22 protein-coding genes are annotated in these 23,680 nt (G+C 68.6%); 6 read left to right on the top strand and 16 right to left on the bottom strand.

Annotated features, from left to right (window positions below; all coding sequences use genetic code 11):
• Positions 1–160: 160 nt before the first annotated feature.
• The 5 genes from ACYVK3_RS08100 to pruA form a co-directional block, all read right to left on the bottom strand.
• Entirely contained in the window at positions 161–694 is a 534-nt protein-coding gene (locus ACYVK3_RS08100) for a hypothetical protein (RefSeq protein WP_460496771.1), read from the bottom strand.
• Entirely contained in the window at positions 681–1,295 is a 615-nt protein-coding gene (locus ACYVK3_RS08095) for an RNA polymerase sigma factor (RefSeq protein WP_460496770.1), read from the bottom strand. The genes ACYVK3_RS08100 and ACYVK3_RS08095 overlap by 14 nt, the downstream gene beginning before the upstream one ends.
• Before the next feature lie 9 nt (positions 1,296–1,304).
• Positions 1,305–2,843, bottom strand: a complete 1,539-nt coding sequence (locus ACYVK3_RS08090; RefSeq protein ID WP_460496769.1) for a S8 family peptidase — start codon at positions 2,841–2,843, stop codon at positions 1,305–1,307.
• Positions 2,844–3,242: 399 nt separating this feature from the next.
• A complete protein-coding gene (locus tag ACYVK3_RS08085) occupies positions 3,243–3,530 on the bottom strand; it encodes a DUF397 domain-containing protein (protein ID WP_460496768.1) in 288 nt (95 codons plus the stop codon).
• 54 nt (positions 3,531–3,584) lie between these two features.
• Positions 3,585–5,213: an aldehyde dehydrogenase family protein gene (pruA, locus tag ACYVK3_RS08080; protein ID WP_460496767.1), complete on the bottom strand. Its 1,629-nt coding sequence runs from the start codon at positions 5,211–5,213 to the stop codon at positions 3,585–3,587.
• 178 nt (positions 5,214–5,391) lie between these two features.
• Between pruA and ACYVK3_RS08075 the strand changes: the two genes are divergently transcribed.
• Positions 5,392–6,321 carry a hypothetical protein gene (locus tag ACYVK3_RS08075; RefSeq protein WP_460496766.1) on the top strand — a complete coding sequence of 310 codons (930 nt, stop codon included), beginning with the start codon at positions 5,392–5,394 and terminating at the stop codon, positions 6,319–6,321.
• Here ACYVK3_RS08075 and ACYVK3_RS08070 read toward each other — a convergent pair.
• Together ACYVK3_RS08070 and secA are read right to left on the bottom strand one after the other, a co-directional pair.
• Positions 6,249–6,704 carry a DUF6912 family protein gene (locus ACYVK3_RS08070; RefSeq protein ID WP_460496765.1) on the bottom strand — a complete coding sequence of 152 codons (456 nt, stop codon included), beginning with the start codon at positions 6,702–6,704 and terminating at the stop codon, positions 6,249–6,251. The genes ACYVK3_RS08075 and ACYVK3_RS08070 overlap by 73 nt on opposite strands.
• A gap of 4 nt (positions 6,705–6,708) precedes the next feature.
• Positions 6,709–9,630: a preprotein translocase subunit SecA gene (gene secA / locus ACYVK3_RS08065; protein WP_460496764.1), complete on the bottom strand. Its 2,922-nt coding sequence runs from the start codon at positions 9,628–9,630 to the stop codon at positions 6,709–6,711.
• 117 nt (positions 9,631–9,747) lie between these two features.
• Between secA and ACYVK3_RS08060 the strand changes: the two genes are divergently transcribed.
• The 3 genes from ACYVK3_RS08060 (at position 9,748) to ACYVK3_RS08050 (ending at position 13,058) form a co-directional block, all read left to right on the top strand.
• Entirely contained in the window at positions 9,748–10,857 is a 1,110-nt protein-coding gene (locus ACYVK3_RS08060) for a GNAT family N-acetyltransferase (protein WP_460496763.1), read from the top strand.
• On the top strand, positions 10,850–11,830 hold the full coding sequence (locus ACYVK3_RS08055; RefSeq protein WP_460496762.1) for a GNAT family N-acetyltransferase: 981 nt from the start codon (positions 10,850–10,852) through the stop codon (positions 11,828–11,830). Before ACYVK3_RS08060 ends, ACYVK3_RS08055 begins: the two co-directional genes overlap by 8 nt.
• Positions 11,831–11,906: 76 nt before the next feature.
• Positions 11,907–13,058, top strand: coding sequence for a L,D-transpeptidase (locus tag ACYVK3_RS08050; protein ID WP_460496761.1), 1,152 nt, complete (start codon positions 11,907–11,909; stop codon positions 13,056–13,058).
• A 127-nt stretch (positions 13,059–13,185) separates the two neighbouring features.
• On the opposite strand, the gene hpf is transcribed toward ACYVK3_RS08050, so the two are convergent.
• The 5 genes from hpf to ACYVK3_RS08025 form a co-directional block, all read right to left on the bottom strand.
• Complete coding sequence (gene hpf, locus ACYVK3_RS08045; RefSeq protein ID WP_460496760.1) at positions 13,186–13,917, bottom strand: ribosome hibernation-promoting factor, HPF/YfiA family; 732 nt, start codon at positions 13,915–13,917, stop codon at positions 13,186–13,188.
• 417 nt (positions 13,918–14,334) lie between these two features.
• A complete protein-coding gene (locus ACYVK3_RS08040; protein ID WP_460496759.1) occupies positions 14,335–14,976 on the bottom strand; it encodes a ComF family protein in 642 nt (213 codons plus the stop codon).
• A 17-nt stretch (positions 14,977–14,993) separates the two neighbouring features.
• On the bottom strand, positions 14,994–16,274 hold the full coding sequence (locus tag ACYVK3_RS08035) for an ABC transporter permease (RefSeq protein ID WP_460496758.1): 1,281 nt from the start codon (positions 16,272–16,274) through the stop codon (positions 14,994–14,996).
• On the bottom strand, positions 16,274–17,533 hold the full coding sequence (locus ACYVK3_RS08030) for an efflux RND transporter periplasmic adaptor subunit (protein WP_460496757.1): 1,260 nt from the start codon (positions 17,531–17,533) through the stop codon (positions 16,274–16,276). The genes ACYVK3_RS08035 and ACYVK3_RS08030 overlap by 1 nt, the downstream gene beginning before the upstream one ends.
• Before the next feature lie 82 nt (positions 17,534–17,615).
• Complete coding sequence (locus ACYVK3_RS08025) at positions 17,616–18,308, bottom strand: ferritin family protein (protein ID WP_460496756.1); 693 nt, start codon at positions 18,306–18,308, stop codon at positions 17,616–17,618.
• A 389-nt stretch (positions 18,309–18,697) separates the two neighbouring features.
• Here ACYVK3_RS08025 and ACYVK3_RS08020 point away from each other — a divergent pair, with 389 nt between their 5' ends.
• The gene (locus ACYVK3_RS08020) at positions 18,698–20,263 is read left to right on the top strand and encodes a DEAD/DEAH box helicase (protein WP_460496755.1); all 1,566 of its coding nucleotides are present in this window, start codon (positions 18,698–18,700) and stop codon (positions 20,261–20,263) included.
• A 9-nt stretch (positions 20,264–20,272) separates the two neighbouring features.
• On the top strand, positions 20,273–20,503 hold the full coding sequence (locus tag ACYVK3_RS08015; RefSeq protein WP_460496754.1) for a hypothetical protein: 231 nt from the start codon (positions 20,273–20,275) through the stop codon (positions 20,501–20,503).
• Between the two features lie 46 nt (positions 20,504–20,549).
• On the opposite strand, the gene ACYVK3_RS08010 is transcribed toward ACYVK3_RS08015, so the two are convergent.
• The 4 genes from ACYVK3_RS08010 to ACYVK3_RS07995 are packed head-to-tail and all read right to left on the bottom strand — an operon-like array spanning position 20,550 to position 23,525.
• Positions 20,550–21,104 carry a hypothetical protein gene (locus ACYVK3_RS08010; protein ID WP_460496753.1) on the bottom strand — a complete coding sequence of 185 codons (555 nt, stop codon included), beginning with the start codon at positions 21,102–21,104 and terminating at the stop codon, positions 20,550–20,552.
• Positions 21,105–21,148: 44 nt separating this feature from the next.
• Complete coding sequence (locus tag ACYVK3_RS08005; protein ID WP_460496752.1) at positions 21,149–21,763, bottom strand: MarC family protein; 615 nt, start codon at positions 21,761–21,763, stop codon at positions 21,149–21,151.
• Between the two features lie 53 nt (positions 21,764–21,816).
• Positions 21,817–22,983: a hypothetical protein gene (locus ACYVK3_RS08000; protein ID WP_460496751.1), complete on the bottom strand. Its 1,167-nt coding sequence runs from the start codon at positions 22,981–22,983 to the stop codon at positions 21,817–21,819.
• Positions 22,980–23,525: a SigE family RNA polymerase sigma factor gene (locus ACYVK3_RS07995; protein WP_460496750.1), complete on the bottom strand. Its 546-nt coding sequence runs from the start codon at positions 23,523–23,525 to the stop codon at positions 22,980–22,982. Before ACYVK3_RS07995 ends, ACYVK3_RS08000 begins: the two co-directional genes overlap by 4 nt.
• Between the last annotated feature and the right edge of the window lie 155 nt (positions 23,526–23,680).

Raw genomic sequence — 23,680 nt, 5'->3', positions numbered from 1 at the left:
CGCAGTGGCTGTTCCTGGCGGCGGGGGATTCTCCGGGTCCCACCCCAGTAGCGTAAGCGCTTGCTCAAGCGACTCCGTGGCTTCGGCAATCCGACCGCGTCGCTGCAGACGCTGACCGCGAGACAGGAGACGCCAGGCGCGAGGAAGCATTCTTCACATGCTACAGCCGCACAGCGGGTGTCACTACCACCGCTGGCAGCCCTCCTCTCTGCAGTTCCGCGTCCGGGCGAATGACCATTTGGAACATTTCTCCGTGAGGCAGCCCTTCGAGAACGAATCGACCGCTGTCTTCGGTCGAAACCCTTCGGACGCCCTGAGGGCTCCGCAATTCGATCTCGTAGGTGCCTTCTGGACCGATCCATCCGTCGAGTCTCACCTCCCCTGCTGAGCAGGGCCGAGGCGTAACCATGACCGTGACAGTCTCACAGTCGAAGGTGATGGAGGCCGGATCCCCCTGCCCCACCACCAGCTCGGTGTCGCCCCGGACAAGCGTCAATTCGGCTGATCTGGAGATCCCGGCAACTCGAGCGTCAAGCTCGGCCTCAAGCTCGAGCGCGAAAAGCACCCTCTCATTGAGGTCCCGCGGGACTGGATCATCCCTGTCATGAAGCTCGTTTATCACCGTCAGAATTCGCTGATCGCAGGAGTCCAACGGCTCGTTCTCACCCTGCCCGTCGTATTCACGCCGCGTCATCGTCCCGCTCCTCACCTCTGCTCCAGGCCGGATCGGCCAGCAGCGTCTTCCTCAGTTTGTTCAAGCAACGACCCCGTGTAGGGCCGATGCTTCCCCGCTTCATCCCCAGTGCTTCGGCGATGTCGTCATAGTCGGGCCGATCTACCGCCGCCACGTAGGAAAGCAGTCGGCGGCACCTTTCGGGCTGGGCAAGGAATGCACGTCGTACGGCCTCGTGGTCGGAACTTCGGACGAGGCCATCCTCAATACCCGCGATGACCGGTTCCTGGATGTCGATTGGATCGGCAGCAATCTCGCGGCGGGAGCCGCCGATCAATCTCCAGGCTTCGCGTCTGACGGTAGTGAGCAACCACTTCGTCAACGCACGCGGCTGTTCTAGCTTGCTTCCGTTGCACCACAGGCGAAGCCATGCCGTCTGGACCACATCGGAGGCGCTCTCGCGGTCAAGTCCCGCCCGACGCGCCGCTCGCCAAAGCAGCTCGTTCAGATCCTCGACCAGCATCCGTTGTGCTTTCATGTCGCCAGCGCGCGCAGCCAGATAGAGCTCTGCTCGTCGGTCATAGTCGACGGCAGCCGCAGTTTGAGCCGGAATCGCGTTCATTACTTCAGGCTAGCGGTTTCGCAACCGCTCCAGTGCCCCACGGGCGCGAGCCACAGCTTGGTCGGAGTTCTTAACTTCCGAGGGTCCGGCTTCCGACATCGCGTTCAGCCAGAAGGCTGCGGCCAGCGGTGCGGCGAACGACGTCCCGCCCCAGACCGCATAGCCAGCGGAGAAGTCGTCGGGGTCGTGACTTTCGCGGTAGCGGTCGGCGAATGAGGCGCGCGCCCTGCGATCGGGCATGAGCGACCCTTTGGCCTCACATGGAAACGTGCTCACGAGCCCGGCGCCCGTGGCGAAGCAGGCCACCCACGGGCCATCGTTTGAGAACATCGCAACGTTCCGATTCGGGTTCAGAGCACCTACGCTCAGCACTGGGGCCGTATTCTCTGGACGCGGGTGCGCGGCAAATGCGGCCGGGTAGAACGGCCGATCGGAAGACTGGTTCCCTGCTGCGGCGACAACCGCCACGCCGAGTTCGGTCAGCCGTTCGATGGCTTGCCTCATCCAGCCGCCCGGCTGGTCCTCGGGATTTTCATCGACGTAGCCGAAGGCGAGCACCACAACATCGACTCCGATCGCATCGGTGTCTCCGTTGCGCGCTGCCTCAACCTGGTCGGCCACATGGTGAAGTGCACCGACTACCTCATGTTCGTATGCGAGCCCATCATTGTGGACGACGCGCAGTGAGTACACCTGGGCGTCCGGGGCGATTTGGCGGATCAAGCCTGTCATGAAGGTACCGTGTCCGAAGTGAGTCGCCACCTCGCCGAGCAGCGTGTTCTCGTGGACCGGTCCCTCCCACGGCTCGTGGAGAGGAGGAGCGGGACTATCAGAGTCCTTGGCAAAGGCCTCTTGGAATGCCCGGTCGACAAGGACGAAAGCGTCCTCTCCAGACGAGCGATCTGCGACGTCGAATCCGGGGTGTTCCTGCGGTACACCGGTATCAAGGATCGCTACCCGGATACGGCGGTCCAACGATCGGCGCGGTGGCATCGGATTCACCATGTCCACCGGGATACGCCCGAGAGGCTGGAGATTGCCAGAGCCCGGTGGCTCGGCTTCGCTGATTCCTGGAGTGTTGCATGATATGAGGAGGTGTTCCAAGTGGACTTTCTCGGCAAGTTCCGAATTGAGGCGTCCCTCACCTGCGGCGGTGCGCAGCGATTGGAGCAGGCCCCAGGCGTCAACGGCGGCGGGATCACCGTGCCCGGTAAGGGAAACGGGGACCCGCTTCGCGCCATGGCGGGAACCCACATGGCTTGCCGCCTGACATTCGAGCCGCAGGCCTATCGGCCGCACCGCTCCTTCCAAGTGCTGTCGGGCGGATTCGTCATCCAGGATCGATTCGTCGATCAGCAGGCGGTCGTAGCGGTAGATCGTCCCCACTGGCATCGGGGCACCGGGAGCGCGCACGACTTGGCCAGGGCGCAGTACGCGCCCTTGGTGTCGGTCGAGGCTTGTAGCGGGCAGACTCGGCACGCCGCTCATACGGTCGCGTCCTGGGTTCGGCTCCAGGTGGGGTTCTTCGTTGGAGAACACCAAACGCATGGGAGCTCCTCTCGTTTCGGGGGGTGTTATGCGATTGTCGGGCTGAGGAACACTCTCCTCGCGGTTCATTCTCCTCAACTTCTGCCAGGTTGTGGGTCCCGGCGATGTCCGCTTGGTCGGGAGGCGCTCAGGCCCGGAATACGGCTGTCGTCACGGCCTGGACGGTTTTCAACCGCGTTCATCACAAGAAGAGACCGCATTCGTGCGGGAGATACACGGCATCGCGGACTTTTTTCGGACGGTCGGCTCCGAAAAATTGGCACACGACATCACCGCGCCGGTGTTGCCACTGCGGCGCGGAGCCGGGTGTCTACTGATGGATACGGAAAGGCAGCGGCTGGGGTGGTAACGAGCAGCGCGCTCGGCTCGCAGCCGAGGAAAGTCGGGCCTGCTTCCGAGCTAGCCGCGTTTCGGCTCCTCTTCGAGGACTTCGACGACCGGCTCGTCGTCCCAGGTCTCGATGTCGAACTCGCCGTCCTTCACGCCCTCGACGAAGGCCTCCCACTCCGACGGCGTGTAGATGAGGACGTCCCCTTCGGGGTCGTCGGCCATGCGCAGTGCGACGAGCCCGTTGTCGGCGTAGCCGATCTCCAGGGCCGCCGGGGTCCCGTCCTCACGCTTCGTGCGTTCCCACCGGGCCGCCGCCGTGTCGAACTCACCCTTGAGCGGGTGCTCACGCTTCGTCATCGCCCAAGCATAAGGGGCCCGGACCATGCGGCCCGAGCCCCATATCGCTGATCGCTAACCCTGGTGCGGGTAGCGCCAATCGGTCGGCGGGACGAAGTTCTCCTTGATCGAGCGCGGGCTCACCCAGCGGACCAGGTTCTGCCACGAGCCGGCCTTGTCGTTGGTGCCCGAGCCCTTCGAGCCGCCGAACGGCTGCTGGTTCACGACCGCGCCGGTCGGCTTGTCGTTGACGTAGTAGTTCCCGGCCGCGTAGCGCAGTTCCTCACTGGCCCAGGCGATCGCCCGGCGGTCGTTGGCGAACAGCGCGCCGGTCAGCGCGTACGGGGCGATGTCGCTCGCCTCCTTGACGACCGACTCGAAGTCCGCGTCGTCGTAGACGTAGACGGCGTGGATCGGCCCGAAGTACTCCTCGGTGAACAGCTCGTGCGTCGGATCGGTCGCCTCGATGAGCGTCGGCTGGACGAAGTAGCCCTCGGAGTCGTCGGCCGAGCCGCCGGTGAGCACGGTGGCCTTGTCGTCGTCCGCGATCCGGTCGAACAGCGCCGTGTGCTTCGCGAAGGCCCGGTCGTCGATGACGGCCCCGCCGAAGTTCGAGAAGTCGGTGACGTCGCCGTAGGTGATCTCTTCGGTCATTCCCAGGACGATGTCCCTCAGGCCCTTGTTCCACAGCGACGCCGGCATGTAGGTCCGCGAGAGCGCCGAGCACTTCTGGCCCTGGTACTCGTAGGCGCCGCGCACCATCGCCACCGCCAGCTGCTGCGGGTTGGCGCTCGGGTGCGCGATGATGAAGTCCTTGCCGCCGGTCTCGCCGACGATCCGCGGGTAGGCGTGGTAGCCGGTGAGGTTCTCCCCCACCGTCCTCCACAGGTGCTGGAAGGTCTTCGTCGAACCGGTGAAGTGGATGCCCGCCAGGTCCGCATCGGCGAGTGCCACATTCGACGCGGACTGCCCGTAGCCGGTCACCATGTTGATGACGCCCGGCGGCAGCCCGGCCTCGAGGAGGACGCGCATAAGGAAATGCGCGGCGAACTGCTGGGTCGGCGACGGCTTCCACACGACCGTGTTGCCCATGATCGCCGGGGCCGTCGGCAGGTTCCCGGCGATGGCGGTGAAGTTGAACGGCGTGATCGCCAGGACGAAGCCGTCGAGCGGCCGGTGGTCCATGCGGTTCCACACGCCCGGGGAGGACTTCGGCTGCATCCGGTAGATGCCCTCGGCGAAGCTGACGTTGAATCGCAGGAAGTCGATGAGCTCGCAGGCGGAGTCGATTTCGGCCTGCGCGACGGTCTTGGACTGGCCGAGCATCGTCGCGCCGTTGAGGACGTCGCGGTACGGCCCGGCGATGAGGTCGGCGGCGCGCAGGAAGACGGCGGCGCGGTCGGCGAACGGGGTGCGCTGCCAGTCGCGGCGGGCGGCCTTCGCGGCGGCGACGGCGTCGGCGACCTCACTGTCGGTGGCCTCGCGGGCGACGCCGAGGACGTGCGAGTGCTTGTGGGGCTGGACGACCTTGATCTCGGCCCCGGTGCCTTGGCGCCACTCGCCGGAGATGTTCATGTCCAGTTCGAGCTGGGTGCCCGCGAGCTCCGAGAGCTTCTTTTGGAGACTCTCGCGCTCGATGCTGCCCGGAGCGTAGGTTTTGACCGGCTCATTCTCCGGAGTTGGGACGTTAAACAAGGCATCCATCGCACTCTCCCGTTGATTCGATGGCTATTGCAGGCATGTCTCTGCGATCCAGAGGTTACCTTACGAGCTCCCCTAACGCCATCTTCGCACAGTCGCGACGCGGCGACACAGCGCGAGATGAACAAATACGACCCCGGTGTGATGTAGCAGTCGACAAGCGGAAACGTACCCTGGGCTAGTGACCGATACACAGGATTCGCGCCTCGAGACCGACGTCGACGCCGACGTTCCCCGGAAGCGGCCGCGCCGCGGCCGCGCCGCCCTGTGGGCGCTCGGTGTCGGCGCGCTCGCCTCGCTGCTCGGCGTGCTCGTCTCGCTGTACAACCTGACCGGCATGGCCGACGGGCTCGACGAGACGGGCGCGATGATCTTGGCGCTGAGCCTGTTCAGCCCCATCATCATCGCGATGTTCGCCGGCGCCGTCGGCGGAACCGTCGCCGGGCGGCTCCCGGGCCCGCGTCTGCCGCTGACCGCCGCCGGATTCAGCGCCGTCGGCCTCACCGCCGCGGGCGTCGCCTACGCGATGTTCGGCGTCGACGCCTCGATCGCGCTGGCGCTCGGCCTGCTCCTGCTCGGCTCCTCGCTCATCGGCGGCCTGTTCGCACTGCCGCGCCACAGCGCGCCGGTCATCGCCGGGCTTCTGGCAACGCTCGTGCTGCTCACGCTCATGTTCCTGCGCGGCCTGCTCGAATCGTCCTCGGTCAGCCTGTTCAGCGACCCGCTCGACCAGTACGGCGCGCTCGGCACCATCGCCCCGTTCATCGCGGGACTGGTGTGCGGGTTCTGCGCCTTCCTCTTCCTGCGCAAGGCCGGCGCGAGCAAGCGCCTGTACGGCTACCTGTTCGCCGGGGCCGTCCCGGGCGCCATCTGGCTGCTGTCGACGATCATCGCCCAGGTCGGCGTCGAGATCGTCCTCGCGCTCGGCGTCGAGGAGGTCTCCACGCTCGACAGCGCGTTCCTGACGCTCACCTTCCAGTGGCAGTACAACGGCGCGATGACCGTCCTGTTCGCCGGCGCCCTGTGCGCGGTGCTCGCCTACGGACTGCTGCTGCCCAAGGCCGAGAGGACGTCGTCGAGCTCCGACGGCGCGTACCAGTCGAGCATGTGAGCCTCAAGGGCCTCCAGGTCCGGTTCCGGTGAGGCGAGGAGCTCGGCGGCGTCCGCGTCGTCGATGTGGATCGCCGCGACCTTCCCCCGTTTGACCGTGCCGTTCAGCTCCGCGGCGGTGCCGCTGCGGTGCTCGGTGAGGACCGCCTCGGGCACGTCCGCCGAGACGACGGCCCGCCTCGGGGCCTGAGCTGCCAACAGCGCCGCCGACGCCATCGCGGCGTCGGTGAAGGCCGTGTACTCCAGGTCCTCGACGTCGGCCTCCGGGTGCGCCTGGCGCAGCACGCCGGTGACCGTGTGGACCGGCTCGTCGGATTCGAGCTCTCCCGTTTCGGCCAGCGTGCGCAGCATCGCCGCGTTCGCCGGTACGTAGATCCGCCTCATGCCGCTATTGTGCGGCCCCGCCGGGCGCTCCGTGGCAGCGCTTGTACTTCTTGCCCGAACCGCACGGGCACGGCGCGTTCCGGCTCGGCTCGTTCGAGGCCTGGCGCTGGTTCGGGTTCGCCTGCTTGGCCGGCGGCGCGGTGGTCGCGGCGCGCGGCCCCGAGGAGCGCACGCTCTTCGGGGCGACCTTGGCGCTGCCCTTGGAGCCGACGCCCGGGGTGCGCTTGACGGCGCGCTTGCCCTGGAGGGCCTTCGGCGGGCGGACGGGGGTCTCGCCCTTGTCGTCGGTCTCGCGGACGACGGTGGCGCCGGTGCCGGCCGCACCGTCGATCGAAGGCGAGGACAGGCGCAGCTGTTCGGGCCGCTTGAGCGGCTCCAGGCCGCGGATCTCGGCCTCCGGCTCGCCGGCCTGGCCGGCCTCGCCCTCCTTCGGGCGCGACTTGAGCTCGGCGTTCATGAGGAACCTGACGGTGTCCTCCTTGATGCCGTCGAGCATCGTCTGGAACATGTCGTAGGCCTCGCGCTGGTACTCGATGACCGGGTCGCGCTGGGCGTAGGCGCGCAGGCTGATGCCCTGCTTGAGGTAGTCGACCTCGTACAGGTGCTCGCGCCACTTGCGGTCGATGGTCTGGAGCATGACGCGCCGCTCCAGCTTGCGCAGCGTGTCGGCCCCGAACTCCTCTTCACGCGTGGCGTAGTAGGCGTGGGCGTCCTCGCGGATGGCCTCCAGGAGCACGTCCGGTTCGAGGCTGTCGATGCCGCCGACGCGTTCGACGAGCTCCTTGTGGGTGATCTGGATCGGGTAGAGCTGCTTGAAGGCGCTCCAGAGCTCGTCGAGGTCCCAGTCGTCGGGGTAGCCGTCGGCGGTGGCGCCGGCGACGTAGGCCTCGACGACGTCGTCGATCATGTGCTCGACCTGGTCGTGGACGTCGTCGCCGCGCAGCACCTTGAGCCGCTCGTCGTAGATGACGGTCCGCTGGTTGTTCATGACCTCGTCGTATTTGAGGACGTTGCGGCGGATCTCGGCGTTGTGACCCTCGATCTGCGACTGCGCCGACTCGATCTGGCGGGTCACGAGCTTGGACTCGATCGGGACGTCGTCGGGGACGCGCAGGCGGTTCATCATCGCGCGCACGGCGTCGGCGTTGAACCGCTTCATCAGGTCGTCCGACAGCGACAGGTAGAAGCGGGACTCGCCCGGGTCGCCCTGGCGGCCGGCGCGGCCTCGCAGCTGGTTGTCGATGCGGCGCGATTCGTGCCGCTCGGTGCCCAGGACGTACAGCCCGCCGACGTCTTTGACCTCCTCGGCCTCGGCCGCGCAGATCTCCTCGAACTTCTTGAGGTTCTCTTCCCAGGCCTCGGCGTAGACCTCCTCGTCGGCCTCGTCGACGCCGCGGGCGCGCAGCTCGGCGGCGGCGAGGTACTCGGGGTTGCCGCCGAGCATGATGTCGGTGCCTCGACCGGCCATGTTGGTCGCGACGGTGACCGCGCCCTTCTGGCCGGCCTGGGCGATGATGTCGGCCTCTCGGGCGTGGTTCTTGGCGTTGAGGACGTTGTGCGGGACGCCCTTCTTCCGGAGCGACTGCGACAGCAGCTCGGACTTCTCGACCGAGACGGTGCCGACCAGGACCGGCTGGCCCATCTCGTGGCGTTCGACGATGTCCTCCACGACCGCGGCGTACTTGGCCTCTTCGGTCTTGTAGATGACGTCGGGCCGGTCGTTGCGGATCATCGGCTTGTTCGTGGGCACCGGGATGACGCCGACGCCGTAGACGCGGTGGAACTCGGCGGCCTCGGTCTGGGCCGTACCGGTGATGCCGGCGAGCTTGTCGTACATCCGGAAGTAGTTCTGGAGGGTGGTGGTGGCGAACGTCTGGTTCTCCTGCTTGATCTCCACCCCTTCCTTCGCCTCGATGGCTTGGTGGATGCCCTCGTTGAAGCGGCGTCCTGGCAGCACTCGGCCGGTGAACTCGTCGACGATGAGCACCTCGCCGCCCTCGGAGACGATGTACTCGCGGTTGCGCTCGAACAGCTCGCGGGCCTTGATGGCGTTGTTGAGGTAGCCGACCAGGGGCGTGTTGACCGAGTCGTAGAGGTTCTCGATGCCGAGGCGGTCCTCGACGCGGGCGACGCCGGACTCGGTGATGGCGATGGTGCGCTTGGAGTCGTCGACCTCGTAGTGCTCGTCGCGCTTCATCGAGTCGACGATCCGGGCGAACTCGGTGTACCAGCGCTTGTTGTGCTCGGCGGGGCCGGAGATGATGATCGGGGTGCGGGCCTCGTCGACCAGGATCGAGTCGACCTCGTCGACGAGCGCGAAGTGGTGGCCGCGCTGCACGAGATTGTCGATCGAGTTGGTCATGTTGTCGCGCAGGTAGTCGAAGGCGAGCTCGTTGTTGGTCGAGTACGTGATGTCGCAGGCGTAGGCCTCGCGGTGCTTCTCCGAGCCCTCGCCGGGGAGCACTACGCCGACGCTCAGGCCCAGGAAGCGGTGGATCTCGCCCATCCATTCGGCGTCGCGCCTGACCAGGTAGTCGTTGACGGTGACCTGGTGGACGCCCTTGCCGGTGAGCGCGTTGAGGTAGACCGGGAGCGTCGAGACGAGCGTCTTGCCCTCACCGGTCTTCATCTCGGCGATGTTGCCCTGGTGGAGGGCGGCGCCGCCCATGACCTGCACGTGGTAGTGCCGCATGCCGCGGACGCGCTTGGCGGCCTCGCGGACCGTGGCGAACGCCTCGACCATGAGGTCGTCGAGGGTCTCTCCGTCGGCGAGGCGCTCCTTGTACTCGTCGGTCAGGGCGCGCAGCTCGGCGTCGGTCAGCGATTCGTACTCGTCCTCAATCGAATCGACGGCGTCGGCAATGACTTTGAGCCGCTTGAGCGCTCGGCCCTCGCCTGCTCGCAGTACCCTTTCGAACAACGACACGGAAAGTCAGCTCCCAGCAACGTCTCGGCCATAGAATCACGGGTGGATATCGCGTCCAATAGTACGCGTCCAAACCTGCTGGCCCCGTGCGCGCCGCCTGGGGCAGAATCGGTGCCTATGGAACCCGTCACCCTCGAAGCCGAAGGCCTGCGGCTGGTCGAATGGGAGGAGCGCCATCTCCCTGATCTGCAGCGAATCTACGACGACCCGCTGATCGAGCGGTACATGGTGATGCCGCTTCCTTGGTCTCGCCACTACCGCGAACGGTTCCTCGACCTGTGCGTCCGGCACTGGCGCGCCGACAACCCGCGGTGGGCCGTGGTCGACGAGGCGGAGGCGCTCGTGGGGTCGGTGGCGCTGACGCACGCGTTCACCCGCGAGGTCTCGATCACCTACCTGACCGCGCCGTGGGCGCGCGGCACGGGCGTCGCCCAGCGAGCGATCCGCGCCGCCTGCCGCTTCGCGTTCGACGAGATGGAGATGCAGCGGGTCGCCTGGGACGCGATCGTCGGCAACCACGCCTCGCGGCTGGCCGCGATCCGGGCGGGCTTCACCATCGAGGGCGTCTCCCGCAACGGCGTCAACCAGCGCGGCGTCTCCCGGGACTGTTGGGTGGGCGGGATCATCCCCGGCGAGATCCGCAGCGCGGACGACCCGCCGCCGGACTACGAGGTCTTCAAACGCCAGGCGGCGTTCTTCCTCGCCGAGCAGCCGGTCCTGGACACCGATGTGGCGGGTCTGCGGCTGCGGCGGCTCGATGAGCGTGACCTCGACGACCTCACCGCGGCCTGCGCCGATGCGGAGACGCAGCGGTTCACCACCGTGCCGCGCGGCTATACGAGGGAGCTCGCCGACTCCTGGCTCCGCACCTGCCGCGGGCGGTGGGACCGCGGCGAGTCGGTCCTGTACGTCCTCGCCGATGCCGAGGACCGCTACTGCGGCTCGGTCGAGCTCAAGCTGGGCGCGCCCGGCGAGGCCGAGATCGGCTACTTCAGCGCGCCGTGGGCCAGGGGCCGCGGCTGGATGACCGCCGCAGCGAAGCGCCTGTGCCGCTTGGGCTTCGAGGAGTTGTCGCTGGAGCGCATCGAGTGGCGTGCGGTGGTCGGCAACGAGGCGTCGCGGCGCGTGGCCGAAAAGGTCGGCTTCGTCATCGAGGGCGTGAGGCGACAAATCCGGCATCGTCCGGACGAAAGGGTTGACTCGTGGACAGGGTCCCTGCTTGGCTGATCTCGTGTATCTCATCGAGCCCGTCTCCACGTCCGCTTTCACGCTGCGGGCGGCGCCCGACCTGAAGCTCGACTGCGGCTTCGAGGCCGATCTGGTGGCGTTCGGGCCCGGGGAGGACGAGCCGTGGGGAGCGATCGCCTTGAGCGAGACCGACGCGGTGGTGTCGGTCCGGTTCTGGGTCGCGCCCGAGCGCCGCGGCGCGAAGCTGGCCGCGGCGATGCTCAGGGCCGTCGCGGGCCCGCTGTTCGACATCGGCGCCAGGCGCCTGGAGGTACGGGTGCCGGTGCGGGCGCTCGCGGGGATCCGCTCGGCGATGCGGGCCGGCTTCAGGCCGGACGGCGGCCTCCTGCGCTGTGGCGCGGCCGACGGCACCGACGCCTTGTGCCTCGGGCGGCTGCCGATCGACGGGCACGGGCCGGCCCCGCGGGCCCTGCCGGACCTGCCGGGCGGGGAGCTCACCGACGGGACGGTGTCGCTGCGTCCCTTGAACGGCGACGACTTCGAGGACCACCTGCGCCACCGCACCAGCCCGGACGTGTATTCGGGCGCGTCCCTCCAGTTGCCGCCGAGCGCCGGCGAGGTCGCCGACATGTGCGAATGGCGGGCGGCGACCGACTGGCTGCGTGGCCGCTCGGCGCTCATGGTCATCGACGACGGAAGCGGCTATCGTGGGACCATCGGCCTGTACGACGTCACCCGCGTCGTGGGGACTGCGATGATCGGTTACGACCTGAGCCTGGACGCCCGAGGCAAGGGTTACGCGACGCGAGCGGTGCGCCTGGTGCGCCAATGGGCGTTCGACGAGATCGGCATCGATAGGATCTGGGCGGGCACCGACGTGCACAACGCGGCCTCCCAGGCGGTGTTGCGGCGCGCCGGATTCAGACTCGAAGGCATCGAACGGGGCGGACTGCCCGCACTGGACGGCTCCAGGCGGGACACCTTGTTGTGGGCCGCTCTTTCCCGCGACTAGGAGTGCAACCTTCGCGTCAGTGCTGAGCGTCGAATATATAGTGAACCATTCGCTTCGCAATGTGGAGGAACCCCCTTTGAAGCTCTTGCCCATCCGCGTGCTCGCAGCAGCGTCGCTGCTGCTCGTCGGGGCCTGCGGCGCTCCCCAGCAGGGGGCGTTCACACCGGCTCCGATCGTGCCCGAAGTCTCGCTCGAAGTCGCCGAAGCACACGACCCGACCGAGCCGTTCACGGTGACGGCCGTCGACGGCATCCTCGAAGCGGTCACCGTCACCTCCGACCGCGCCGAAACCGTCGAAGGCAGCTTCAGCGAGGACCTCACCTCCTGGACGTCCGAAGGCGTGCTCGACGCCGGCTCGACCCACACCGTGACCGCGATGGCCGTCAGCTCGGACGGCACCGTCACCGAGTTCGAGAGCCAGTTCACCACCGAGGGCCGCGAGGGCTCGGGATTCGCCGTGGCCGACGTGACACCGGTGCTCGAGGGCGAGACCGTCGGCGTCGGCGCGCCGATCATCGTCACGTTCACCGAGGCCGCTCCCGACCGGGCCAAGGTCGAGTCGAACCTCGAGGTCGAGTCAGAGAAGGACCATGAGGGCGCCTGGCGCTGGATCAGCGACACGCAGGTCATCTACCGCACGAAGGAATACTGGGAGCCGTACCAGACGGTGACCTTCACCGCGTCGTTCGACGGCGAGCTGCTCGGCGAGGACGTGTGGGGCGACGAGGACTACACCGCCGAGATGGTCATCGGCGCCGCGAACATCTCCTACGCCGACGTCAACACCCACTACATGACCGTGGAGATCGACGGCGAGGTCGCCCGGGAGATCCCGATCAGCGCCGGCAGCGGCTCGGAATGGGAGTACCACACCGCCACGGGTGTCCACCTGGTGATGGAGAAGTTCGAGCACAAGGTGATGGTCGCCCCCGGCAAGGACAAGGACGACCCGGACTACTACGAGACGCCGGTCAACTGGGCAACGCGCATCAACGCCTCCGGCGAGTTCGTGCACGGCGCGCCGTGGTCGGTGCACGCCCAGGGCAACTCGAACGTCTCCCACGGGTGCCTGAACGCCAGCGAGGAGAACGCCAAGTGGTTCTACGAGATCGCCCAGCGCGGCGACCCCGTCGAGGTCGTCGGCTCCCCGCGCGAGATGCCGTGGGACAACGGCTGGGGCTACTGGATCATGTCGTGGGAGGAATGGCAGGAAGGCTCGGCCCTGTAGGGGCCCGACGCTCATAGACCCATAGACCGGCGGCCCCGAGCGATGCTCGGGGCCGCCGGCTCGTTCGGATGCCACCCCTCAAAGCATCCGAACGGGGAGGTAGGTCCCCCTCGGTAGCCGCGCGCGGCTACATGTCCAGGCGCAGCAGGCCGTAGTCGTAGGCCCGGCGGCGGTACACGACCGACGGCTTGCCGCTCTCCTTGTCGTGGAACAGGTAGAAGTCGTGGCCGACGAGCTCCATGTTCTGGAGGGCGTCGTCGACGGTCATCGGCTCGCCCGGGTGGAGCTTCTCGCGGACGATCCGCCCCGGCAGGCGCTCTTCGACCAGGCCGTCGAAGTGGTCGACGTCCTCGGAGATGAAGTGGGCGGCCGCGTAGTCCTCGCGGTCCGGCCCGGCTCCGACGCCCCTCGGTTCGGTGAGCGTCGATCCCGAGCTCATCGGCGCGGCTCGTCCGGCGCGGCCCCGCTCGTAACCGCCGTGCTCCATCTGCGCGGCCGCGGTGGCCTCGGCCACCGAGAGGGGCCGCGACTTCCCGCCGCGGTGGACCCGCTTGCGGTCGGAGCACTTCCGCAGCTGATGGCCGAGCTTGGTCACGGCGATCTCGAACGCCGAACGGAAGTCGCCAGCGCTCGCCTCGGCTCTCATGACCGTCCCCTTCGGGCGGCAGGTGATCTCGACGCGCTGGGCGTGGCCGTTCTGTCGGGGATTGGGCTCGTGATACAGCTCGACGTCGATGTCGATCGTATCGCCGTCGTACCGTGCCAGGTACTTGGCGATCTTCGATTCGATCTTCTCCTCGACGAGCTCGCGGTAATGGTCGGGGACCTCCACGTTACGGCCCTTGACGACGATTTCCACCTCGGAACCTCCCAGGTGCATCCCGCTTTCCCGCGGGGATGCGGACGAAGTTGCTCATGCTGGGTCCGGAGCCGGTAGCCCGGTACGGCGGATCGAGGGACCTCCTCTCACGGGGGAACGACAGGCGGTCGGCGCGCTCTCGTATTGCGAGCGTTCACCTCCGGTCAAGTGGCTGGCCACCTGTTCCTGGTCGTCTCGTTACCGATCTGAGATTTTGAGACTATCCCTTGGGGGACCGAAAGTCGACCCCTTGGATACTGGAATTCTCCCTCCTGCGGGGTGGTGCGCGCACGGATTCACCCGGACGTCTCCTCACAGTTCGCAATAGCACGCGAACTGGGAGCGACGGCGCTGTCAATTCGGCGACACTTTCGGTGTAACCACTCGGGTCCTTCGGATAAACGTGCGCCTCTGGGGTCATTCGACGGCGGCGATCGCGACCACCGCCGGGACCGCGACCCCGGCCCGCCGCAGCGCCGACGCGGCGGCGCTCAGCGTGGCGCCTGTGGTGACGATGTCGTCGACGAGGATCGCGGGCCGGCCCGTGGCGGCCAGGGCCGCCGCGCGCCGCGGGAGCACCGCGAGGCTGGCGCGGGCCGCTCGCCGGCGCTGGAGCGGCGTCAGCCCCACCGAGTCCGGCCGTGGAGCGGCCCGCAGGCACCGGCGCGTCGGTCCGTTCGGCGCGCACAGCGCGGCGACGTGGTCGAAACCGCGGTCGCGCAGGGCGGCGCGGGTCGGGGGGACCGGCACGAGCACCGCACCGGGCGCTTCCTCGGCGACGACGGCGAGGGCCCGGCCGAGCAGGGCCGCGAGGACGGGAGCGAGCTCGCGGCGCCCCCGCTCCTTGTACGAGTTGAGCGCCTCCGCGAGCGGGCCGTCGTAGGCGCCCGCGGCGACCACCGGCGGCGTGCCGGGCGCTCTCGGCACCGCCAGGCGCGGCGAGGCCCTCAGGCCCGGGACGCAGGCCTCGCACAGGCCGCTGCCCGCCGCCGGCGCGCTCCGGCAGGAGGCGCAGGCGGCGGGCAGGAACAGTTCGCACAGGGCCTCGATGAGTCTCACGTCGGGCCTAACGAGCCTCAGACGCGCAAGGTGACTGCCGGCGGGATTCGGCTGGCGCGCCAGGCGGGGTAGACGCCGGCGACGACGCCGACGACCGCGCCGATGACGGGCCCGGCGGCGAACAGGGCCGGTTCGAACACGATCTGCCAGTCGCGCATGAGCGAGACCAGTGCGGTGACGTTGACGCCGAGCACGGTGCCGACCAGGCCGCCGATGAGCCCGATGAGCGTGGACTCCCACACGAACTGCATGGCCACGGCCCGCCGGGCCGCGCCGACGGCGCGACGCAGGCCGATCTCGCTTCGGCGCTCCATGACCGAGACCAGGGCGGTGTTGGACACCGAGACCGCGCCGATCACCAGCGAGACCGCGGCCAGGCCGAGCAGGAGGGCCTGCATCTCGTTCTCGACGCCCTTGCGGAAGCTGCGCAGGTCGGAGGGCTTGGAGACCGAGAGGTTGCTCGGGCCGTCCGGGAAGAGGGCGCTCGGGGCGGTCTGGGCGACCTTGTCGGCCGCGCCCAGGTCGGTGCGGATGAACACCTCCGCCGGCGCGAAGTCCTCGTCGGCCTCGATGCACGGGATCGGCGGGATGACCACGGCCGAGGTGAGCTTCGCTTCGCCGTCGGGCGCCTCGAAGATGCCGACCAGCGAGTACTCCTCGCCGTCGACGTAGACCATCGGCCCGCCTTCGAGCGAGGTGTAGCCCAGGTCTCGCGCCGCCGCCGAGTCGATGACGGCGACGCGGTCGCCGCGCATCGCGTGCCCGGCGTCGAAGGACCGCCCCTCGGTGAAGGTGAAGCCGTAGGCGTCCATCGCACCGGGCTCCATGCCGAAGACGGCGACATTGCGGCTGTAGTAGTGCTCCTCGGTGCGTGAGGCGGCGAGCTCCTCGCCGGCGGCGCACAGGATGCCGGAGTCGACCACGCCGTTGATGTCGCGCACGCGCTGGGAGTCCTCCAAGGTCGGCGCGTAGCCGGCGTTGCGCATGCTGTTGGAGAACGCGACGGTGACCTGCGTGGCCTCGGTGGCGTCGAAGCGGTCGGCGATCGCCGCGGCCGAGGTCGACGACAGCCCGACCGTGGCCACGGTGGCGGCGATGCCCAGCGCGATGCCGATGGCGGTCATCCACGTGCGCATCGACCTGCCTCGCAGGGACTGGAGCGACTCGTAGGCGATGCCCAGGCTCGTGACCCCGAAGCGCCCCTTGGGCTTCGACTCCGTGCCGACGAGGTCGAGCACGGCGGTGTCGGACTCGACCGGTTCGCCCGGCTCGGGCTCGGGCCGCTGCTTGCGGGCCATCAGCCGTTGCCCCGGTCGCGCCAGGCGACCACGACCTCGTCGCCCTCGGCGAGTTCCCCGTCGACCACTTCCACCACGCCGCGGCCCTCGTGCCGCAGCGTGACGGTCACCTTGAGGTGCCGCTCGGTCTCCTCCTCGCCGTCGAGGACGGTGAGCATGGTCTTCCCGCCCGAATCCGTCCACAGTGACGAGAGCGGCACGATGAGCGCGTCCTCGGCGCTGCGGGCGCGCACGAGCGTCACGGTCTGCTCGGTGCCGGGCACGAGCTCGTCGGCGTGCTCGACCTGCCCCTCGTCGAACGCGAAGACCGCGTAAGTCCTCTCGACCGTGCCGCCGCCTTCGCCGGTCCACTCGTCGGCCTCTTGTTCGACTTCGCGGGTCTCGAGCTCGGCGGCACCGACCTCGACGCCCTCCAAGGGGCCCGGGCCGTATTCGAGCTCGGCGTCCTCGCCGAACTTCGACAGCTCGGCGGCCTCCTCGTCGCTCAGTTCGGCCTCGAGCCTCCAGTCGCCGGAGACCAGGGTCATGACCGTGCCCTCCACGGGCGCGGACTGCTTGGCGTCGATCTTTCCGACCTGCATCGGCAGCTCGGGCAGGAACACGACCTCCGAGGCCGGCAGGACGACCCGCTCGACGGTGTCGGCCTGGCCGTGGGCATCGCCCTCGGTGTCGCCCTCGGTGTCCTCCTCGCTTTCGGTCCCTGCGCCGCCCTCGACGACGGTTTCGGTCGTCGGCACCTCGTAGCCGAGGTTGTCGTAGAGCTTTTCAAGGTCCGAGGCCGTGCGCGAGTCGAACGTGCCGGTGTCCGGGGTCCCGTAGATCCACGAGAGCGCCCGCTGGAGCTGCTCGACGTCGGGTCCGGTGTCGCCCTCGGTGAGGTCGCGGTACGCCGGCACGTCACCGGGCAGGGCGATCATCGGGCGGCCGGAGACCTCCAGTAGCACCGTGCCGGCGTTCACCTCGTCGCCGGTCTCGAGCGGGAGCTTCGACGCCAGTGCGACCGCGATGCCCTCCGGCGCGGACGGGGCCGGCACCGGGAAGTCGCCGGTGCGGTCGAGGGTCGCCGCGAAGTCCATCGTGTCGACCAGCTGTCCGGCCTCGACACGGACGGTGATCACGCTGTCCTCGGGTTCGGCCGTCTCCTCCGCGCGCTGGGCCGGCGTTCGGGCCTGCGCCGCGAAGTACCAAGCGGTCCCGGTCGCGCCCAACAGCGCGACGGCGAGCACACCGCTGATCACATGGCTTTTCGTGAGCCGCATTATTAGCTCCACCTCCGCTCCCAAGACGCGCACGGGAGAAGGCGAAGTTGCGACCGAATCGTCTCGATTCGGTAACGTCGGCTCAGTTGTTCAGACCGACGGCCTTCATGCGCTCTTGATGGGCCCGGGTGAGACGGCGCAGCATCTCGTCGACCGAGCCTCCGCCGCCGCCGATGAGCTCGGTGAGCCGCTCGTGCGAGGCGGCCACGCCCTGGGCGCGGTTGAGGCCCTCGCCCACCAATCGCCTGGCCCACAGCGACAGCCGGCCGGCCACCGAGGGGTCGGCCTCGACGGCGGCGCGGATCTCGGTCGCGGCGAACTCAGCGGCCGATCCGGCCTCGAGGACGCGTTCGATGAGCGCGCGGTCGTCGTCGGCGAGCTTCTCGGCGACGGCGCGGAAGAAGTCGTCGGCGATCGCGTCGCCGACGTAGACCTTGACGAGCGCCTCGGGCCAGTCGCGCGGCGCCGTGGAGGCGTCGTAGGCCCGGAAGACCTCTTTGAACGGGGCCATCGCCTCGGCGGGATCGACGCCCAGCGCATCAAGGCGGTCGGCCAGGAGCCGGTAGTTGCGGATCTCACCCACCGCGGCCTCGGACATGAGGGCCCGGCGGCCCAGATCGGGGGCGAGTCGCGCGTCGACGGCCATCCGCTCGAACGCCAGGAGCTCGCCGAGCGCAAGCAGCCCAAGGAGATCGATGACGGCCTCGGGGCTCGGGCGCCAGTCGCCGCCGCCGTGATCGGCCGCATCGGCCGCGGGATCAATTGCTTCGGACACGACGGCAGGTTACCACCAGACCGGGCCGTCCCGGTCCGGCGAATCTCGCCGACTGTGAGCGCGATTCGCTTTCGCCCGACCCGAACCGGGCCCCGGCGGATGATCGAGCGGCATTCGTGGTGAATCAGCCCACTTCGGGCGCCCCACCCGAACGGCGCTCCGAGACGATCGTGTTCGGAGCGCGTACGATAGAGAGGAGCGACTGCAGCCCGCATGTGGCAATCCCTAACTGAGCAGTCCTCGAGCGCCAGCGGCCACCGTGTCGCGGCGCGATTGCGAAGCGGCGACTCACCGGATCCGGCGGTCGTCGCCGCTCTGTAAACGAGAAAGAATGTGGCGCCGAGTTCCCCGGATCTCTTGCGAAGTCCTCCGCCACGAGGTGAAACAGAGTGAACGAAGTGAACAACGACCGGGCCGTCAACAATGGGCCCACATTCGCCGAACTCGGAGTTCGCGAAGAAACCGTAGAAGCGCTTGCGGCGCTTGGCATCGAGCGGGCCTTCGCCATCCAGGAATACGCGATCCCGATCGGCCTGCGCGGCTCCGACATCGTCGGGCGCGCCCCCACCGGGACCGGTAAGACCTTCGGGTTCGGCCTGCCGATCATCGACCGCATCAAGTCCGTCGACGAAGGCGCCGACGGACGACCCCAGGCCCTCATCCTGGTGCCCACTCGCGAACTGGGTCTCCAGGTCGCGCGGGACCTCGAGGACGCCGGGAAGACCCGGGGAATCCGAGTCCTGCCGATCTACGGCGGTCGCGCCTACGAACCCCAGATCGAGTCCCTGCGCTCCGGCGTCGACATCATCGTCGGCACCCCGGGCCGCCTGCTCGACCTGTACAAGTCCAAGCACATCAAGCTCGACCAGATCGAGCACTGCGTGCTGGACGAGGCCGACCGCATGCTCGACCTCGGTTTCTCCGAGGACGTGGAGCGCATCCTCAAGCTGCTCCCCGAGGACCGCCAGACGATGCTGTTCAGCGCCACGATGCCCGACACGATCATGTCGCTGTCGCGCAGGCACATGTACCGGCCCGTCACGGTCCACGCCGACGTCACCGGCCCCGACGACGAGGCCGTGTCCAACACCAGGCAGCTGGTGTACCTGACGCACGCGCTCAACAAGATCGAGGTCACCGCCAGGATCCTCCAGGCCCGTGGACGCGGCCTGACCATCCTGTTCTGCCGCACCAAGCGGGCCGCCCAGAAGCTGGCCGACGAGCTCGACTTCCGCGGCTTCGCGGTGGGCTCCGTCCACGGCGACCTGGGCCAGAACGCCCGCGAGCGGGCCTTGCGGGCCTTCCGCTCCGGCAAGATCGACGTGCTCGTCGCCACCGATGTCGCCGCCCGCGGCATCGACGTCCCCGACATCACGCACGTCATCAACTACGACTCCCCCGAGGACGCCGAGTCGTACACGCACCGGATCGGCCGCACCGGCCGCGCCGGCGCCAACGGCATCGCGGTCACCTTCCTCACGTGGGAGGACCTGCCCCGCTGGAAGATCATCGTCAAGGCCAACAGCCTCGACCTCGGCGAACCGGTGGAGACCTACCACACCTCCGACCACCTCTACACCGACCTCGACATCCCCACCGACGCCCCGCCGGCCCTGCCGAGCGAGCAGCGCAGCCGGGACGGCCTGAGCGCCGAGCGCGAGGAGAACGTCGAGGGCGGGCGCCGCTCCAAGAGCGGCGGCGGCCGAGGCCGGGGCCGCGGGGACGGCGGCCAGCGCCGCCAGTCCGACGGCCGCAGCCGCGACGGCGAGAGCGGTCGCGGCCGCCAGCGCCGCCGCACCCGCGGCGGATCGGACCGGGACGGCGCCGCCGAGCGCGCCCCGAAGGTCGAGAGTGCCCCGAAGGCGAGCGCCGAGGGCGGCGAGGCTCCGGCCCGCCGCAGGCGCCGTCGCCGCCGTCCCACCGGCTCGGAAGGCTCGGACCGCAAGAGCGACTAAGCTGCCCGTATGAGCAGCGGGACTGACGGGGCCTATGACGGCCCGCCGGCGAACGTCCCGCCGCCCCCTGGGTGGCGGGTCGAGTCGGTCGCGATTCCCAGTGAGCCGCGGCGGATGCCGCAGCAGGATCACGCCGCGATCGACGCCGCGGAGCAGCGCGCGAAGCTGGTCACCCAGTGGACCGCGCTGATCGCGGTGGCGCTCATGTTCACCGTGGTCATCATCGGCATAGCGCGTTGAAACGGCGATCGCCCTCACGGGCGATCGCCGTTTCGTCGTATGCCGGTCAGGTGGTGACGCTGCCTTCCCAGACCATCCTCGCCCCGCTGTCGCCGGAGCTGTAGATCATGTAGGCGGCCAGGCACAGCAGCGCGAAGGCGATCACCCCGAGCACGAGCATGACGATCCTGCGGCCTCCGGCCGCCGGGTCGGCGCCGCCGCTCGGGACGGTGTCGCCCTCGCTGTCACCCGCGGGGGCGGCGGTGCCGGCGTCTCGGGCGATGGCGGCGCGTCGGCCGCGTTCGAGGGCGGCGAAGAGCCACCACACGGGGACGAGGCCGACGAGCACCCACAGCAGGCGCCAGCCGAAGTCGTGGTGCTCGTCGACCGCTTCGGGCCAGCCGTCGGGGTAGAGGAAGTCGGCGAACTGCTCGCCGCTCCAGATGGAGCCGTAGGCGGCGGCGGGGGCGATGAGCGTCAGCGCGGCGACGACCCAGCCGACGCGGCGCCGCAGCGGCGGCACGAGGAGATACACCAGCCCGAACAGGACCAGGAGCGGGACCAGCACGACGGGCGCGTGCACGGCCAGCGGGTGTATGGGCATATCCATGAACGTGGTCATGGAGTTAATTGAACCTTATAGTGAATCGGCGGCGGGTCCTCGGTTCACGAGTTCTGGAAGATCTCGACGTAGCCCATGACCGCGTCGGCGATGAGCTGCACCGCGATCGCGGCCAGCAGGACGCCCGCGATGCGGGTGAGCACTTCGATGCCGCCGCGCCGCAGCGTCCTCACGAGCAGCCCCGAGTACCGCATGACCAGGTAGATGACGATGTGGATGATGACGATCGCGAGGGCGATCCACAGGTAGTCGACGGTGCTGGTCGCCTGCTCCACGTACAGGATGACGGCGACGATCGCTCCGGGTCCGGCGAGCAGCGGGGTGCCGAGCGGGACCAGGGCGATGTTCGAGGTGGCCTGGTTCGTCGGATCGTCGGCCTGCCCGGTGAGCAGTTGGAGGCTGACGAGCAGCAGCAGGAGCCCGCCCGCGCCCTGGAGCGCCGCCAGGTCGATGTCGAGGTAGTTGATGATCTGCTGGCCGAGCAGCGCGAACAGGGTGATGACCGCGAGCGACAGGGCGGTCGCCTGGAGCGCCGCGCGGTTGCGCTCGCGCCGGTCCATCGCGCCGGTCAAGGCGAGGTAGATCGGCACGATCCCGGGCGGGTCCATGATGACGAACAGCGTCACCCCGACCGTCAGCAGATACTCGAGTTCACCCACGCAGCGAGTATGTCAAGGCACCGGCCGAAGCCCGGCGCTTCGCGACGCGGGTGTTAGCTGTGGCTCATGACCGGGAACAGCGCCCCTTCGGGCGGTGTCAGATTCGAGATGAGGGGCTCCTCACCGCTCGCGTCGAGCAGGGTCCACGTCTCGTCCATGGCGCTGAAGCCCAGTTGCCAGCGCCCCTGCGGATCGTCGAAGAGGAACTCCCCGGCCTCCAGCCGCTCTGTGAACTCCGGCGACTCGTACACGTCCTCCTCCTGGGCGAACATCGAGGCGCTGACCTCGGCGGCCACCTCGGTCGCCGCCTCGTCGCGGCTGGCCGTGGTGATCAGCTCGTCGGTGCCGCCGTCTTCGAGGTAGCCGCACTGCTCCGAGCCGACGTCCGAGGAACCGGGTTGGAGGTCGGAGACGCACACGTGGTTCGGCTCGGTCATGTCGGTGATGATCGCGGCTTCGTAGCCGGCGTCGGCGACGGTCTCCAGGCCCCATCCGAACTGGTCGTTGAACCAGTACGGGCCTCCGGTGGCCCCGCCGGTGGTGCTGTAGAGGTCGGCCGAGAGGACCACGTACTCGTCGTCCCAGTCTTCGAGGTTGACTTCGTACCCCAGTTCCATGGTGAGCGCGCCTTCGGGCTCACGTGGGATCTCGCCGGGATAGATGTCGAACTGCTGGCTGTTGGATTCCGGATGCTGGGCGCTGACGGCGAAGCCTTCGCCGTCGCTGCGGACGAGCGTGTAGAAATAGTCGGCGTCGGGCGCCTCGAAACCGATCGATTCGGTGCCGTCAAGGGAGACCACCTCCACCGTCCGGGACTCTTGCGAGGTCACCGCGTAGGCGCCGTCGAGGCGGTCCACGGAGTACGGCTCGCCGTCGCCCGGCAGCGGGACGAACTCGTCGTCGGTGTTCACGATGCCGTAGCCGTCGCCGCGCTGGACGACGAATTCGATGGCCAGTTCGCTCTGGGCCTCGTCGGCCGAGGTCGCCGCGACCGGGCCGTCGGTCTGCTCACCGCCGGCCCAGGGCGTCCACATCACGGTGAAGGCGCCGAGCACGACCAGCCCGAGCCCCCCGGCGGCGGCGCCGACGCGCCTGCGTCGGCGCAGGCGCAGTGCCCCGCCGATGGCGGCGTCGGCGAGCGAGTCGTCGAGCGAGGGCGGCACGGCCTCGGCGCGTCCGGCCAGCTCAGCGCGCAGGAGACCCTCAAGGTCTTCGCTCACGCCGCCTCCCCCGGGCGCACGGACAATCCGAGGGCGGAGGCGGGGGTGCCCAGGCGCTTGCGCAAGCCCGCGAGGGCGCGCGAGGCCTGGCTCTTGACGGTGCCGGTGGAAATGCCCAGGATCTCGGCGATCTGCGCGTCGGTGCGGTTCTCGTAGTAGCGGAGGACGAGGACGGCGCGCTGGCGCTTCGGCAGGCTGGTGATGTGCTTCCACATCGCGTCGCGCATGGCGGCGTGCTCGGCGAAGTCGCTGGAGGTGTCGGGGCGGTCGTCGACGATGTCGGCGGGGCGCTCGCGGTTGGACCGCTTGCGCCACCATGAGGCGTTGGTGTTGTAGAGGATTCGCCGGGCGTAGGCGTCCACCGAGTCGGTCGCCCGGATCCTTCCCCACGCCAGGTACGTCTTCGTCAAGGTCGTTTGCACCAAGTCCTCCGCTGTCGCCCAGTTCCCCGTCAGGAGGTACGCCGCACGGTGCAGCGAGGCCGATCGCGCCGCCACGTACTCGCGGAACTCCTCGTCCTGGGACGATTTGGTCTCGCTCACGCGTCTCCCTGGGGGGTCGAACTACAGACGACATACCCCCGGTGGAAGGTTGCTTCGTGGTGCAGCATTCTGCCAAACATTGGGTGTTCGGAGCAACCGAGGGCTATTGAGGAGGAGTATACCTAGTAGGTGCCAGCCTCGCTTGCCTGCGTCCG

It is taken from the genome of Glycomyces tarimensis (assembly GCF_054776215.1).
The sequence above is the reverse complement of the archived record's forward strand: the minus strand, read 5'-3'. Positions and strand labels throughout refer to the sequence as shown.

What these genes read in the sequence shown, in the direction of transcription:
- ACYVK3_RS08100 (WP_460496771.1), bottom strand. Translation starts at nt 694, where the DNA reads ATGACGCGGCGTGAATACGACGGGCAGGGTGAGAACGAGCCGTTGGAC.
- ACYVK3_RS08095 (WP_460496770.1), bottom strand. Translation starts at nt 1,295, where the DNA reads ATGAACGCGATTCCGGCTCAAACTGCGGCTGCCGTCGACTATGACCGA.
- ACYVK3_RS08090 (WP_460496769.1), bottom strand. Translation starts at nt 2,843, where the DNA reads ATGCGTTTGGTGTTCTCCAACGAAGAACCCCACCTGGAGCCGAACCCA.
- ACYVK3_RS08085 (WP_460496768.1), bottom strand. Translation starts at nt 3,530, where the DNA reads ATGACGAAGCGTGAGCACCCGCTCAAGGGTGAGTTCGACACGGCGGCG.
- pruA (WP_460496767.1), bottom strand. Translation starts at nt 5,213, where the DNA reads ATGGATGCCTTGTTTAACGTCCCAACTCCGGAGAATGAGCCGGTCAAA.
- ACYVK3_RS08070 (WP_460496765.1), bottom strand. Translation starts at nt 6,704, where the DNA reads ATGAGGCGGATCTACGTACCGGCGAACGCGGCGATGCTGCGCACGCTG.
- ACYVK3_RS08060 (WP_460496763.1), top strand. Translation starts at nt 9,748, where the DNA reads ATGGAACCCGTCACCCTCGAAGCCGAAGGCCTGCGGCTGGTCGAATGG.
- ACYVK3_RS08035 (WP_460496758.1), bottom strand. Translation starts at nt 16,274, where the DNA reads ATGGCCCGCAAGCAGCGGCCCGAGCCCGAGCCGGGCGAACCGGTCGAG.
- ACYVK3_RS08030 (WP_460496757.1), bottom strand. Translation starts at nt 17,533, where the DNA reads ATGCGGCTCACGAAAAGCCATGTGATCAGCGGTGTGCTCGCCGTCGCG.
- ACYVK3_RS08015 (WP_460496754.1), top strand. Translation starts at nt 20,273, where the DNA reads ATGAGCAGCGGGACTGACGGGGCCTATGACGGCCCGCCGGCGAACGTC.
- ACYVK3_RS08010 (WP_460496753.1), bottom strand. Translation starts at nt 21,104, where the DNA reads ATGACCACGTTCATGGATATGCCCATACACCCGCTGGCCGTGCACGCG.